Here is a 12,911-nt window from a genome sequence, read left to right as displayed (position 1 = left end):
GTTGTATTCAAATAGTAAAAGCTTGAACTTCGCGATCGCGCCACTGACGCTGGTAACGTTCGACTACCAAAGGACGAATAATAAATTTGGGGGGACAACCGTCTTTAACATCGATACGCAAACACGAATAGGGTCGGCGTTTTTGAGAACCTTGTCCTGTGCGACCTACAAATAAATGCGATCGCGCTACTAATTTTTGGTCTTCTAATAAATCTGTTCCCTCAGCCCGTTGACGCCGCAAACTGTAGCCACTACCACCGCAAACAATCCAGTTAATATTACTATCAGCGTGACCTGTATCCATTGTTTGTAGGTATTCTAAACAGTGAGCGTGACCATTCAAAACCAAATCTACCAAAGGACGACCCTCAGCCAGAGAACCTACCTCTGCTGCTACTGCATCGAGGACATCACGCAGGCGATCGCGCACAGCCAGAGTTTGTCCCTGATTCCATTTTGTTGCTTCAGTAACGTATAATGTGACCCCGTCCCACTGTCACCCACCACTAAAAATGAAAATTCCGATTCTTCGTCTCGACCATCATCTAGCATTAGCCGAGTTTGATCTATGCCACGTTGCACCACCAATGGGTCTTGCCACTTTACCCGTTGGTTCATCTTACGAATTTTATCAGCGATCGCTGGTTCCGATACAAATTTCATAGTCAAGAGTTATTGGTCATCAGCATTAGTTGCTTGAAACAACTATCTACTAAACTATTAACCACTAACGCTCCACATCGACTTAATACATACAGCTTTGCGAACAACAATCTACTTGTGGAAAGGTATATTTAATTTGTGACTGTACACCAATGCTAAACTTTATTACCAGAGTTTATTTGGCGTTGCTGAATTGGGTCATAAATTGTGTTTGTGTACATTTTGTAGTGGCATTGCAACGTCTAGTCACACCTGTAATTTGTAAATTCATATTTTGATTCAGTAACGCCGTTTATTTGATTGTGAGAACGAACACCGATGCACACAGATAAACACGGATGGGTTATCTGTGTGCTTTCGGTCTAAATTACTAAGCATAATAATAATCAGAATTTATTGACTAGAGAACGAAAAAGCTGGTACAAGGTCTGAGGTAAATCGCAATTAATCAATCACCTCTTCTACAACCACTACTCAGTTGCCAAGGGATAATCTATCTGTGTCCATCGGTGTGCATCTGTGTTTATCGGTGGTCGATTTCTAAAAACAACTATTTTGGCCACAATTTATTACTTTTTCTGTAAATTGTTGTATTGATGTGATAATTTTTAATCTGAGTCAAGTAATTACACAGCCACATGCCTCTAGCTGTAATCAAATTTTCTAGTGAAGACTGCGGTATTTGCCACAAGATGTCATTTTATGACAAAAAAGTGGCAGAGGAACTAGGTTTAGAATTTATTGATGTCAAAATGCAGGATACGGCTACTTACCGTAAATATCGTCAGATTTTATTGACGCAGTATCCAGATAAGTCACAGATGGGATGGCCTACCTATATTATCTGTGATTCTCCAGAAGGAGAATTTCAAATTGTGGGTGAGGTAAAAGGTGGTCATCCCAAAGGTGAATTTAGAAGTCGTTTGCAAGCAGTTTTAGGTTCTACTTCAGCAAATCAAAAGATTTGACTTCCAAGACAGGACCAATCATAGCGATCGTCATGACATCTTCTCGCACTTCGCCTATGACTTTAGCTTTTTGTCCGGCTTTGAGTAAGCTTTTATCAGCACCTCTGAGAATTTCGTAAGTAGTACCATCATTACTTACTAATGCCCAAGCACCAGTGCCAATATCACGGTGTTCTACGGTTCCTGTGACTGTGATGCTCATTGGTAAAACTCCTTATATCATTTCCGCTTGAAAATTTATACTATCTGTAAAAATCCATTGGTCACAAGCTGAGGTTGTAAGTCAGTACTCAATTAATTGCAGCCAGAGGTTAAAATGGTAAAGTCCTCTATCCCATCAAAGAATGTTTTAGGGGTAACTAAATTTTAAATATCCGCTTAAAATTTTGTATCAGCACTGCGGAGATTATTACAAAACCAATAAAACGTTATTTCTACAGGCAAAAGATTTTTATATCTATATCTATATACTGTGCCAATCTTTCCAGTCAATTAACTTTTGGAAGCATCCTGATATACTCTGAAGATTTGTCATGAAAAAAATTAAATTATTATTAATTATTTTAGTAGTAGCATCAGCATTTATCAATAACAGTGTAGCAAAAGCAAATAATTCACGTAAATTAACAATTATAAATAAAAATAAACAAATAATAGTTGATGCGTATATCAAATCAGAAAATTCTGATAAATGGGAATATGCTTTTGATGATATAGCAACAATGCTTATGCCAGGTGAATCCACATCTATAAAAGTAAATCCTAATCAGTGTATTTATAATCTAAGTTTTAGATATATCAATGGAAGTTTTGGTGGATTTCGTGTTAATACATGTCAAAGTTCTGTTCTAAATGTTGTTGGAAATGGTGGTACTTCCTGGAGTCATGGTCAAGGTAGAGAACGTGATTATATTCCTGGTCCACAAATATTAATGCCAGATAGTGGACTTTCGAATGGTATTTTTTTCCCTAGGTAAAAGTCTCCTTTCAGTTTTGGTATTTAGAGAGAATAATATGAATATTATTAAGTTGTTCAACATCTAGTTTGCATATCTAAAATTTAGTACAAGTCCTGCGGGGCTAATTATGCAAGTTATGGGTAATTGGTAATTGGTAATGGGAAAAATTCTTCCCCAATCCCTAATTTCCATTACCCAATTCCCAATCCCCAGCCTTCTATTCTATGCTGATTGTTCCTCGTTTTTCACGGCTAAACGAGCTAAAGCAAAACAAAGTAGGGCATTAACTATTAGGAAGCTACGAGCTAACATTCCACTTCCCAAACCCCAAACGGCAGGATCTAATACTGCACTGACTCCTAAGCAGGCGGCGACACCCAAGGATGAACCGATCGCAAACCATTTCCATTGTGGATGTCCTAGCAGTAGTACTACTAATACAAGGGGAATGAGTACGCTAGCAAATAAGGGGTTTAAGGCGCTGCTTCCTTGCAGTGTATTACCGAGTTCTGGTATGGAACTACCCAATAAGCGGAAAGGCCACTGGGGTAAGTCAAAAATGTAGATTGTTTTGAGGAAAAACAATCCAGAACTACCAGCCACTAAACCACTCAGTAAATTCCAACTCCAGGAAAATGGGAAATAAACCCGTAAAAACCAAGCTAACAGATAAGAACCCAGTACCATCAAAATTTTGGGTAATAATGCTACCGCACCGCCATCAATCCAAAAACCGGGGTTGAGATAGCCATTATCCCGCAACCAACGGAAAAAGTCTTGGAAACTGATTTGTCCGCGTACGGCACGTTGTACTGCTGCTTCGGCATTTAGTTGTCCAGCACCGTAGTAGTTTAAGCTATCTTCCTCTATAGCTCTGGCTGATTCTTTGAGGACTTGCAAAACTTCATCTGGTTCTTGAACACCAGCAGCTTCGATGAGCGCAGCTACACCCGCAACGTGGGGAGAAGCCATACTTGTACCCTGTAAACCGAGAAACACGCCTTCACCAGTTTCGGGGTCAATAGTTTGTTGCAAAACTTTACCTGCATCACTACCACCAGGAGCAGAAATATCCACCCCAGCGCCAAAGTTAGAATAGGGGGCTTTTTCACCGTCTGGTCCTAGGGCTGACACGCCGATGACGCGGGGATAACGGGCTGGATAGGCGGCAGAATTTTGGTTTTCGTTCCCCGCCGCCGCCACTATTACTACACCTTTGTTATGGGCGTATTCGATTGCATCTTTCATCAGATGGCTTTCACCACCACCACCCAAGCTCATATTTATAACCTTTGCACCGTTATCAGCAGCAAACTTAATTGCTTCGGCAATGTCAGCAACTGTACCACCGCCATAGCTACTAAGTACTTTTAAAGGCATAATATTAGCCTCGTAGGCTACTCCCGCTACACCATAATTGTTATTAGTAGCTTGAGCGATCGTACCAGCAACGTGAGTACCGTGTCCGTTATCGTCTTTGACTTCTTCTGTGTCATTGACAAAGTCGTAGCCTTTGACAAACTTCGTCTCTGCTAAGTCACGCACCTGGGTAACACCAGTGTCTATAACTGCTACTGTAATTCCACTACCTTTAGTTTCCTTCCACGCACCGACAACACCAATGTTGTGCAAATGCCATTGCTTGCTATACATCGGGTCATTAGGATCGTTAGCACTGGGTATGAAGCGCTCATCTGCAACTGTGTCTTTATCCAATACGGGAATTCTATAAATATAGTTAGGCTCAATAAATTCCGTCATTAAGGCGATTTTAGACTTTCGCAGTTCTTTGAGTCGCTTTTTATCACCTTCGATAATATAGACATTATCCTTGGCGGAGAATTTATTATCTAATCGGGGTGTAACATTGTACTGTTGAGCGATCGCTTGCAATTCTCTTTGCAATTCTTCTTTGGGAATATTTTCTCGAAAATCCAGCACAATCGTCTCAAATTCGCCTTTTGCTGCTAGTCCCTGAAAATTCAGGAAACCAAATATCGCAGCACTAAGCCCGATGACAAACAGGCACAAAAATAAAACCCTTCTCATATCAAGTCATCACCGCTTTTTGCCAGTATGCTCATTACCATAACTTATATAGTTCCCAAGTGGTTGTATTTCGCATCATAGCTACACATTAGAAAATAGGGAAATATAAAAAGTGGAGGAAAATAAAAAAATATTTTTTCCCAGACTTCTCATACTCCTCATACTCTCTTTCAACTATTATTTTCAAATTAGTTCAAAAATTTAAAATTGTATGGAACACGGTCTATTGTGGCTACCTCTGTTAGCAGCGTTTTTCTGGTTAGCTTGGCAAGGCTCTCAAGAATATCAAAAAATTGAAGCCTATCGTACTTGGGCAGAGCAATTTGATAAGGCGAAGTATGATATTTATGCGGTACTAGGGAAAAAAGGTAACTCTATTACTTGGGGTAAACCAACACCTCAAGGCCCGATTAAACTAGAAACATTTTCTTTGGATGATGTTCAAGAAATACGCCTTTTGGTGGATGAAAAAGCAGTAGATACAAATAAGCCTCCAGAAAAAGGTCGGACAATAGAATTAGAATTTGTATTTCCTGCTGCTAAATCTGTGCGAGTTCCCTTTACAGAAGTTCCTTTAGCAACAGAATGGGGTAAATATTTGCACAGTCAATTAAAGTCGGGGTAATTGGTAATGGGTCACAAACTAGTACATGACTAAAGTCATGGATGCTGATTGGGGGAGATGGGAGATGGGGTGATGGGGTGTGTGAGGAGTAAGTATTAAACAACCACTAACAAACAACAACCAACCCTTAACTACTGTTTTTTCTTTCACACAGGAGCGGAGATCGTTTAAGCTATCTGAAAGATTCCTTCATTAGTGGCAGAGAGGCGGTAGTGTGCCTAAACGAATTGGTTTAATTTCTCTGATTGTTGTCTGTAGTTTGTGGAGTCTGCCTAAAGCTGCTTATGCACAGGCATTAATACCCCATACATTACAACTTGATGCTGCCAAGTTAGAGCAGCAGGGGTTGAGTCTGGCACAAGAAGCAGCACAATTAGCACAGTTTCAACAGTATGAAATGGCTATGCCCAGAGCAAGGCTAGCATCTCAATTAGCTCCGAAAAGTGATAAAGTTTGGTTTCTCTTAGGCGGTTTGTATTTGCAAACCAAAGAATTAGATTCTGCGATCGCTGCTTTAAAAAAAGCCCAGTCTCTGAATCCCAAAAATGGTGATGTTCTTTTCGCTTTGGGTTCAGCCAGCTTTCAGCAACAAAAGTATGATGTTGCTGTTAACTATTTCCAACAAGGTCTAAAGTTAAAACCCAATGACCCAGAAGGGTTATTTGATCTGGGCAATGCCTACTATATGCAGCGTCGATACTCAGATGCGATCGCTCAGTACAATCAAGCAGTCTCCCAAGATAAAAAATTCTGGCCCGCAATTAACAACATTGGTTTAATTAAGTACGAACAAGGTGATGTTGCAGGAGCTATCCAACAATGGCAATCTGCTGTCACAATTGAAAAGCAAGCCGCAGAACCTTTATTGGCTTTAGCTGTGGCACTATACAATAAAGGCGAACGGCAAAAAGGTCTAGCGATGGGTGAAACAGCACTCCGCATTGATGACCGTTATGCTGATATAGATTTTCTCAAAGAAAATCTCTGGGGCGATCGCTTACTGGCGGACACCAAAAAATTCTTAGAATTGCCCCGCATTCAAGCAGCTTTACAGCAGAGAGGGGAGAATACAGCTGCTCCCACACCACAGCCGACGCAGTAAATGAATGTTGGTAGTTGATGGTTGTTTGTTGTTGGGAAAAACCAAGCACCAACCAACAACCAACAACCAACTACTTCTGTTACTACTTGCTCAAAAGTACTATCAGTGCTATTTAATAGTACATATATATTAATCAGCCAAAAAAATGGTAGCCCGATAGACTGAATGGGCAACCGTCTTAGTTGAGGGGGTGTATCATCACTAATCATCTTTAGGCAGCAGTGCCATGATCTGGTCAACGAAAAGTTGATGATCAACAACAGGCTTAGAGATGTAGCCATCAGCACCACTTTGCTTGAGAAAATTCTCGCGATCGCCTTCCATTGCATGTGCTGTCACGAGAATAATTGGTAAAGCAGCAGTTTGCGGATCGGATTTGAGCAGTTGTGTAATCTTGATACCATCAACGGACTTACCTTGGTAAACACTTCTTGAGAGAGAAACATCCATTAAAATAATGTCTGCCTCTCCCGCTTGGGCAATTTTCATTACCTCTTCTACATTTTCAGTATGTTTTACTTGCAGTCCGCCGCGTTTGGTCAAAATTTTAGAAAAAACGCGAGCATTAATCAGATCGTCTTCGACAATCAAAACGGTTTTCATGAGAATTTGACTTTTAGGAGTGAGGGGATAACAGTAATCCAAAATTGTATGTATCTCCTTCTGAGTAATCAATGTGTATCCCCGACATCAAGGATAATACTACTGCTTTTTATCGTATAACTATCAAGATTTTGTAATGATGAGCATTACATCCGCTATGCTGTGGTTGCTGTAATGTTCAGTAACGGCATATTTTGTGTAGTGAAAACTTAGGGACAAACTCATGGCAAAACAGTTAAACCTTCTCTCTACGGGACAGGTCATCACCACAGCCTTGCATACCGAAATGCAACGGTCTTACCTTGAATATGCCATGAGTGTGATAGTCGGACGGGCATTACCAGATGTGCGTGATGGTTTAAAGCCAGTGCATCGACGGATTTTATATGCGATGCATGAACTTGGTTTGACACCTGACCGCCCTTATCGAAAGTGTGCCCGTGTTGTTGGGGACGTATTGGGTAAATACCACCCCCACGGAGACCAAGCTGTTTACGATGCTTTGGTGAGGTTAGTACAGGAATTTACTAGCCGCTATCCCTTATTGGCAGGACATGGTAACTTCGGCAGTGTAGATAATGACCCAGCAGCAGCGATGCGCTACACAGAAACGCGCCTCGCACCGATTAGCCACGAGGGAATGCTGGCTGAAATTGGCGAAGAAACAGTAGAATTTATCGGTAACTTCGATAATTCTCAGCAAGAGCCTACTGTATTACCAGCACAGTTACCATTTTTGTTGCTCAATGGTTGTGCTGGCATTGCTGTAGGTATGGCAACAAATATTCCACCGCACAATTTAGGGGAAGTAGTAGATGGGTTAATTGCTTTAATTGATAACCCTGATTTACCGGATGACAAGTTATTTGAGTTAATTCCTGGGCCGGATTTTCCTACAGGTGGGGAAATTGTTGGTGATGCAGGAATTCGGGAAGCTTACACCACAGGTAAAGGTGGTATTGTGCTGCGGGGTGTTGCACAGATCGAGGAAGTGGTCGGTGGGCGCACAAGCAAACGGCGGACAGCAATTGTGGTGACAGAATTACCTTTTCAGGTCAATAAGGCAGGTTGGATTGAAAAAGTTGCAGACCTAGTAAATCAAGGTCGCTTGCAGGGAATTGCTGATATCCGAGATGAAAGCGATCGCCAGGGAATGCGTGTAGTCATAGAACTCAAACGCGATACCAACCCCCAAGATATTCTCCAGCAACTCTACCACCAAACCGCTTTGCAAACTAATTTTGGGGCGATTTTATTAGCTTTGGTAGATGGACAACCACGTCAGCTATCTTTACGCCAATTATTGCAGGAGTTTTTACATTTCCGGGAACAGACCCTTTCCAGCCGCTACGCCTACGAGTTAAGTAAAGCGGAAAATCGTTTGCATTTGCTAGCAGGCTTGTTGAAAGCCCTGTCTCATCTGGATGAGGTGATTGAGATTTTGCGACGGGCTGCTGATGGTAGTACTGCAAAAATCAACCTGCAAAGTCGCTTGCAATTGAGTGATGTACAGGCAGATGCAATTTTAGCAATGCCACTCAGACGCCTGACAAGTTTGGAACAACAGAATTTACAGAAAGAATACGAGCAGTTACAAGAGGAAATTACAACGTTACGAAAATTACTGGGCGATCGCCGGGAATTACTCAAAAGCCTGAAAAAAGACCTACGTACCCTTAAGCGCAAATATGGTGATGAACGTCGTACCAAAATAGTGACTGTGAGTGAGGAAAAACAGCGCAAAGAGTCTCTGACACGAAGAGGTACAGAGGACAATTCCAAATCTTTATCTACAAGTTTTAAACCAAAGTCCCCTCCAGAAGAAGTTACTTTAGAATTGACACAACGGGGATATGTGCGTCGCCTTCAGGTGAATGGCAAAAAGCCGAAGGTTGATAACGGTTTGGCTGATAATGATTTTGTCATGCAAACAACCTTGACTGATACAGATAAAGATTTGCTGGTACTGACTAGCGGTGGTAAGGTTTATCCGGTGAAGGTGGGCGACATTCCTCCGACTACTGGGCGATCGCCACGGGGGACACCATTAATCACCTTGTTGACTAATACTGCTCAAGAAACTTCTGAAGCTGTTGTCAGTCGCTTTTTGCTCCCAGAAAAGCCAGAAAATGGCGAGATGATTCTGTTGACTAAACAGGGAAGGATCAAGCGTCTATCTTTAACAGAATTTACTAATTTGACGCGTCGCGGCATTACTATTTTGAAACTCAAAGACGATGACGAATTATTATTAACTCAGTTCGTCACTACCAATCAACAAATCATTCTCGCTAGTTCTGGTGGGCGATTGTTACGGTTTAAAGTAAACGACGAACAACTTCCTATTATGGGTCGTACTGCGATGGGTCTACAGGCTATGCGCCTGCGTCAACAAGAAACTATGATTGGTGGCGCAACCTTTGATACTGAAGAAAACATTTTGCTAGTAACCCAACTAGGATATGCCAAACGTCTGCCAACTAGTGTTGTGCGACTGGCTAATCGGGGTGATATTGGTACTCAAACTTTCAAATTTGCTAGTAAAACTGATTACTTAGCAGGAATGGTATTGGCTAAGCCAGGATCTGAAGTAGCTTTAGTGACTAATCATCAACGAGTGGTGCGTCTCCAAGTAGATACTGTAACAAATTCAGCTAAAGATACTACTGGTGAGAGCATCGTTCAACTTAGCCGAGATGAAAAAATTACCGCAGTTGCCGAAGTCGCAACAGAAATCAGCTGATGTTGAAACTTCAGATTAGCTACGCTATATGATTGAGAGGCGCTAGTCCGACTACGCCTCGATTTACTCAGATTTTTTGGGTCTAGTAGTTGCTATTGTAAAAATCAAATCAGCGATCGCACTGTCTAATATCATTTCACAAAATTCTTGATACAAATATTTCTCTTGTCTTCCTTCAAGTAATTGCTAATGATTCTCAAAAACAAGATATAATGGAACCGAAGCATATTTAGCTTTACAACAATACATCTCTTAAGCTTGCTGAAATCGCAGCCTTTGGTAATAGGCCTTCCAACTTTGATTTGTTCTACACGGTTTTGTGTCAGTTACTATCTGCCGTTGGTAAATGCCGAAAAATCGAAAAATCAAATTACTAATCTTCTGTCGGCATATATTGCCACAATGCCTTACTAGAGATTAAAAGTTTGAGATAAGTTATTACAACTATGTTTACCATAAGTCAATGTAATAGGAGAAACATTTATAAACGTTGCATTTCTTAAAATAGTTGTTATATTAGTTAACAAAGGCTAGTAAACATTAACAAATTCAGTTTGGAGTGCCAATCATGCAAGATACAACAAAAATCACTGCTCCTGTAATGGAAGACCGCAACTCCTGGCGTTGGGGCTTTACTCCCCAAGCAGAAATTTGGAACGGTCGCTTGGCGATGATCGGATTTTTAGCTGCTGCTCTGATTGAATTATTTTCTGGTCAAGGCTTTTTACACTTCTGGGGGATTCTGTAACATTTAAAACCAGAAGCTTTTATCGGACATCACTAGATAGATAAATTAAAACCTGGGCTGAATTAACACTCCCAGGTTTTTTGTCATTTGTTATTGGTTTTGCACAAATGACTAATAATTAAGGCATATGACAACTACCGAATATATTCTTTGAGAACGCTGTTACGGTTGGGGTGACGTAACTTCCGAAGTGCTTTCGCCTCTATTTGCCGAATACGTTCGCGAGTGACATTGAAAATTTGGCCAATTTCTTCCAAAGTCTTCATCCGACCGTCGTCTAAACCATAGCGCAGTCGCAGAACATCGCGTTCACGAGGACTGAGACTATCGAGGACTTTTTCTAAGTCTTCACGCAGGAGGTTCTTAGAAACTTGATCTTCTGGAGTTTCGCCATCAGATTCAATAAAATCACCTAGTCGGGAATCTTCTTCTTTACCGATGGGGGTTTCTAAAGAGATTGGCAACTGGGCAGACTTGGCAATAAACCTCAGCTTTTCAATAGTCATCTCCATTCTTGTGGCAATTTCTTCCTCTGTAGGTTTACGGCCCATTTCTTGAGAAAGCAACTTAGTAGTCTTCTTGATGCGAGAGATAGTTTCGTAGAGATGGACAGGTAAACGAATTGTCCGGGATTGATCAGCGATCGCTCTGGTGATCGCCTGACGAATCCACCATGTAGCGTAAGTAGAAAACTTGTAACCTTTTTCGTGGTCAAACTTTTCAGCAGCACGAATCAAACCAAGACTGCCTTCTTGAATCAAATCTTGGAAAGACAAACCACGATTCATGTACTTCTTGGCAATTGAAACTACAAGACGTAGGTTAGATTGCACCATTTTGTCTTTCGCCCGACGACCAACATGCAGGCGATGACGAAATTGTGGCAAGGGCAATTGTACTGCTTCTGCCCATTCACTGTATTGAGGTTCGCGTTCTAACTGCTGTTGCAGTCTATCACGCACTCGCTCTAATTCCAGCAAATCTGCAATCTTACGTGCTAGTTCAATTTCTTCGTCAGCCCGAAGCAAACGAATTCGACCTATTTCTTGCAAGTAAAGGCGAATTGAATCCTCGGTGTAGTGCTTTTTCTTGTTTTGTGACCGACGACGCGATTTTGCGGCTTTCCCAGACTTTGCGTCGTCCTCATCAGACTGAGGTTCTAAAAATTCTTCATCGAGTTCGCCTTCTTCACCGATCAGCAAGTCCTCTTCGTCTTCCAACAAGAGTTCTTCTAACTCCAGCTCAGGCTGATTGATCTCAATTTCTAGGTCAGGCTGATAATCAATGGTATCGAGTACGTTGTTAGCCTGGTTCATGCCGCGTTCCTCATGCTCCTTGCAGAATCAATTACTCAAGATCTTTTTACCACTCTTAAATTTGATCAGCTATATTGCCTTGTGATTAAGAGGGTTGTTAGCTAATTTGGCTGAAAGATAATTTCGGAAGTTTTACCTTCTGTCGAGAGGACACTATTATAGACCTCCAGCTCAAGTTGGAAGTTCTAAACTCTGTATTTGTTTCTACCACAGCAGTACTCCCAAAGGTAAATTTCCTTGTTCTTAGTAAACTTTAGATATGTGTCGCCGGGCAACACAAGTGTTTACTGACTAGTCTAAAAAAGACTCATGTTGCTAAAAAAATTTACCACTCCATACAAAATAATTATGACTCTTGGAAGATTTTTTTTGTAAAGACTGTTCCGATTGTAGCCTGTTTCACAGAAATTGCACTCTCTTTGTGTGGCATCCATGAACTAATTAAGTAAGGTAAAGGGAGGTAATGTAAAGCCTGTTTTACCAAAAAGACGTTGAAAATGACACCCATATACTTGAATTTTCTCCAAAACTTTTTGGAATTTTTGTAGCATCATCATTACCTTAAAAATTAGGTAAACCTACTTGTAGCAGATCCCATGTGTGATTGACAACATTAACAGGAACAGTAGCTTTGAGTTTAACTCTATTGAAACGCTAAAGCGCATTCATTTTTACACTTCCTTAATAAGTTACTGATTTAGGATTTACATTTGTCTTTTGGTAACAGCCACTCTCATATTTGTTAGAGTCAGTGTGAGGCTACAGACTTAGTTCCCCAATTTAGGGTCGTTACTCTTTGATGAAAGCACTCGACCTACAAAAGAGCCAATCACCCTAACTGAGGAGTTGAGGCTTTGGCAGAATCAGCCAAAAGACCGAAAATTTTTAGATATGACTAATTCAATCTTAATCACAGGTTAGCGCATTAGTAAAAATTCAACCCTTTGCAACTTGACAAACTCTTCTTATTGTACACACCGATATTTTAATCAATTCAGAAAAGATTTGACAGCCAAGACAATCGATTTTTGCTTACTGAGAACAAAATTGCATAGTATGAATGCGTATTATACACTTATAGACTGTCTGGTTATGAGTATTAAGGGACTAACTGTCTGTTAGCATGATGTTACAT

At 40.9% G+C, this 12,911-nt stretch carries 11 protein-coding genes and 2 pseudogenes; 6 read left to right on the top strand and 7 right to left on the bottom strand.

Translation table 11 applies throughout. The features are described from left to right. Positions 1 to 7: 7 nt before the first annotated feature. Both UYK_RS0113390 and UYK_RS0113385 read right to left on the bottom strand, forming a co-directional pair. Positions 8 to 475 (bottom strand): annotated as a pseudogene (locus UYK_RS0113390) (metallophosphoesterase); the annotation flags it as partial. Beyond that, complete coding sequence (locus UYK_RS0113385; RefSeq protein ID WP_016871554.1) at positions 394 to 663, bottom strand: hypothetical protein; 270 nt, start codon at positions 661 to 663, stop codon at positions 394 to 396. The gene UYK_RS0113385 and the pseudogene UYK_RS0113390, both read right to left, overlap by 82 nt. Positions 664 to 1,301: 638 nt before the next feature. Between UYK_RS0113385 and UYK_RS0113380 the strand changes: the two genes are divergently transcribed. Then, the gene (locus UYK_RS0113380) at positions 1,302 to 1,631 is read left to right on the top strand and encodes a thioredoxin domain-containing protein (RefSeq protein WP_009457257.1); all 330 of its coding nucleotides are present in this window, start codon (positions 1,302 to 1,304) and stop codon (positions 1,629 to 1,631) included. Here UYK_RS0113380 and UYK_RS0113375 read toward each other — a convergent pair. Together UYK_RS0113375 and UYK_RS27290 are read right to left on the bottom strand one after the other, a co-directional pair. Next, positions 1,606 to 1,833, bottom strand: a complete 228-nt coding sequence (locus UYK_RS0113375; RefSeq protein WP_009457258.1) for a hypothetical protein — start codon at positions 1,831 to 1,833, stop codon at positions 1,606 to 1,608. The two genes, UYK_RS0113380 and UYK_RS0113375, sit on opposite strands and share 26 nt — an antisense overlap. A 90-nt stretch (positions 1,834 to 1,923) precedes the next feature. Beyond that, a pseudogene (locus UYK_RS27290) lies at positions 1,924 to 2,123 on the bottom strand (IS4 family transposase); the annotation flags it as partial. A gap of 41 nt (positions 2,124 to 2,164) precedes the next feature. Here UYK_RS27290 and UYK_RS0113370 point away from each other — a divergent pair. Beyond that, positions 2,165 to 2,608, top strand: coding sequence for a hypothetical protein (locus UYK_RS0113370; RefSeq protein WP_009457259.1), 444 nt, complete (start codon positions 2,165 to 2,167; stop codon positions 2,606 to 2,608). Between the two features lie 204 nt (positions 2,609 to 2,812). Here UYK_RS0113370 and UYK_RS0113365 read toward each other — a convergent pair whose 3' ends face one another. Then, positions 2,813 to 4,639 (bottom strand): DUF5942 domain-containing protein, encoded by a 1,827-nt coding sequence (locus UYK_RS0113365; protein ID WP_009457260.1) that lies wholly within the window; start codon positions 4,637 to 4,639, stop codon positions 2,813 to 2,815. Between the two features lie 211 nt (positions 4,640 to 4,850). Here UYK_RS0113365 and UYK_RS0113360 point away from each other — a divergent pair, with 211 nt between their 5' ends. Then, positions 4,851 to 5,264, top strand: coding sequence for a hypothetical protein (locus UYK_RS0113360; RefSeq protein WP_009457261.1), 414 nt, complete (start codon positions 4,851 to 4,853; stop codon positions 5,262 to 5,264). Positions 5,265 to 5,478: 214 nt separating this feature from the next. Continuing rightward, positions 5,479 to 6,366, top strand: coding sequence for a tetratricopeptide repeat protein (locus UYK_RS0113355; RefSeq protein ID WP_009457262.1), 888 nt, complete (start codon positions 5,479 to 5,481; stop codon positions 6,364 to 6,366). A gap of 201 nt (positions 6,367 to 6,567) precedes the next feature. Here the strand turns inward: UYK_RS0113355 and UYK_RS0113350 are convergent, their stop codons facing one another. Continuing rightward, on the bottom strand, positions 6,568 to 6,969 hold the full coding sequence (locus tag UYK_RS0113350) for a response regulator (protein WP_016871553.1): 402 nt from the start codon (positions 6,967 to 6,969) through the stop codon (positions 6,568 to 6,570). A gap of 223 nt (positions 6,970 to 7,192) precedes the next feature. On the opposite strand from UYK_RS0113350, the gene gyrA reads away from it, so the two are divergent. Both gyrA and UYK_RS0113340 read left to right on the top strand, forming a co-directional pair. Beyond that, complete coding sequence (gyrA, locus tag UYK_RS0113345) at positions 7,193 to 9,712, top strand: DNA gyrase subunit A (RefSeq protein ID WP_009457265.1); 2,520 nt, start codon at positions 7,193 to 7,195, stop codon at positions 9,710 to 9,712. Positions 9,713 to 10,280: 568 nt separating this feature from the next. Next, positions 10,281 to 10,460, top strand: a complete 180-nt coding sequence (locus UYK_RS0113340) for a chlorophyll a/b-binding protein (protein ID WP_009457266.1) — start codon at positions 10,281 to 10,283, stop codon at positions 10,458 to 10,460. Positions 10,461 to 10,594: 134 nt separating this feature from the next. On the opposite strand, the gene rpoD is transcribed toward UYK_RS0113340, so the two are convergent. Next, on the bottom strand, positions 10,595 to 11,776 hold the full coding sequence (rpoD, locus tag UYK_RS0113335; RefSeq protein ID WP_009457267.1) for an RNA polymerase sigma factor RpoD: 1,182 nt from the start codon (positions 11,774 to 11,776) through the stop codon (positions 10,595 to 10,597). Positions 11,777 to 12,911 lie beyond the last annotated feature (1,135 nt).

This window comes from Fischerella thermalis PCC 7521 (assembly GCF_000317225.1).
In the GTDB taxonomy this organism is placed as follows: Bacteria; Cyanobacteriota; Cyanobacteriia; order Cyanobacteriales; family Nostocaceae; genus Fischerella; species Fischerella thermalis.
Note: the sequence above shows the minus strand (reverse complement) of the source record. Positions and strands in the feature narration are given on the sequence as shown.

Excerpts from the sequence above, each read along its gene's own strand:
- UYK_RS0113385 (WP_016871554.1), bottom strand. The coding sequence starts at position 663 with ATGAAATTTGTATCGGAACCAGCGATCGCTGATAAAATTCGTAAGATG.
- UYK_RS0113380 (WP_009457257.1), top strand. The coding sequence starts at position 1,302 with ATGCCTCTAGCTGTAATCAAATTTTCTAGTGAAGACTGCGGTATTTGC.
- UYK_RS0113375 (WP_009457258.1), bottom strand. The coding sequence starts at position 1,833 with ATGAGCATCACAGTCACAGGAACCGTAGAACACCGTGATATTGGCACT.
- UYK_RS0113370 (WP_009457259.1), top strand. The coding sequence starts at position 2,165 with ATGAAAAAAATTAAATTATTATTAATTATTTTAGTAGTAGCATCAGCA.
- UYK_RS0113365 (WP_009457260.1), bottom strand. The coding sequence starts at position 4,639 with ATGAGAAGGGTTTTATTTTTGTGCCTGTTTGTCATCGGGCTTAGTGCT.
- UYK_RS0113360 (WP_009457261.1), top strand. The coding sequence starts at position 4,851 with ATGGAACACGGTCTATTGTGGCTACCTCTGTTAGCAGCGTTTTTCTGG.
- UYK_RS0113350 (WP_016871553.1), bottom strand. The coding sequence starts at position 6,969 with ATGAAAACCGTTTTGATTGTCGAAGACGATCTGATTAATGCTCGCGTT.
- gyrA (WP_009457265.1), top strand. The coding sequence starts at position 7,193 with ATGGCAAAACAGTTAAACCTTCTCTCTACGGGACAGGTCATCACCACA.
- UYK_RS0113340 (WP_009457266.1), top strand. The coding sequence starts at position 10,281 with ATGCAAGATACAACAAAAATCACTGCTCCTGTAATGGAAGACCGCAAC.
- rpoD (WP_009457267.1), bottom strand. The coding sequence starts at position 11,776 with ATGAACCAGGCTAACAACGTACTCGATACCATTGATTATCAGCCTGAC.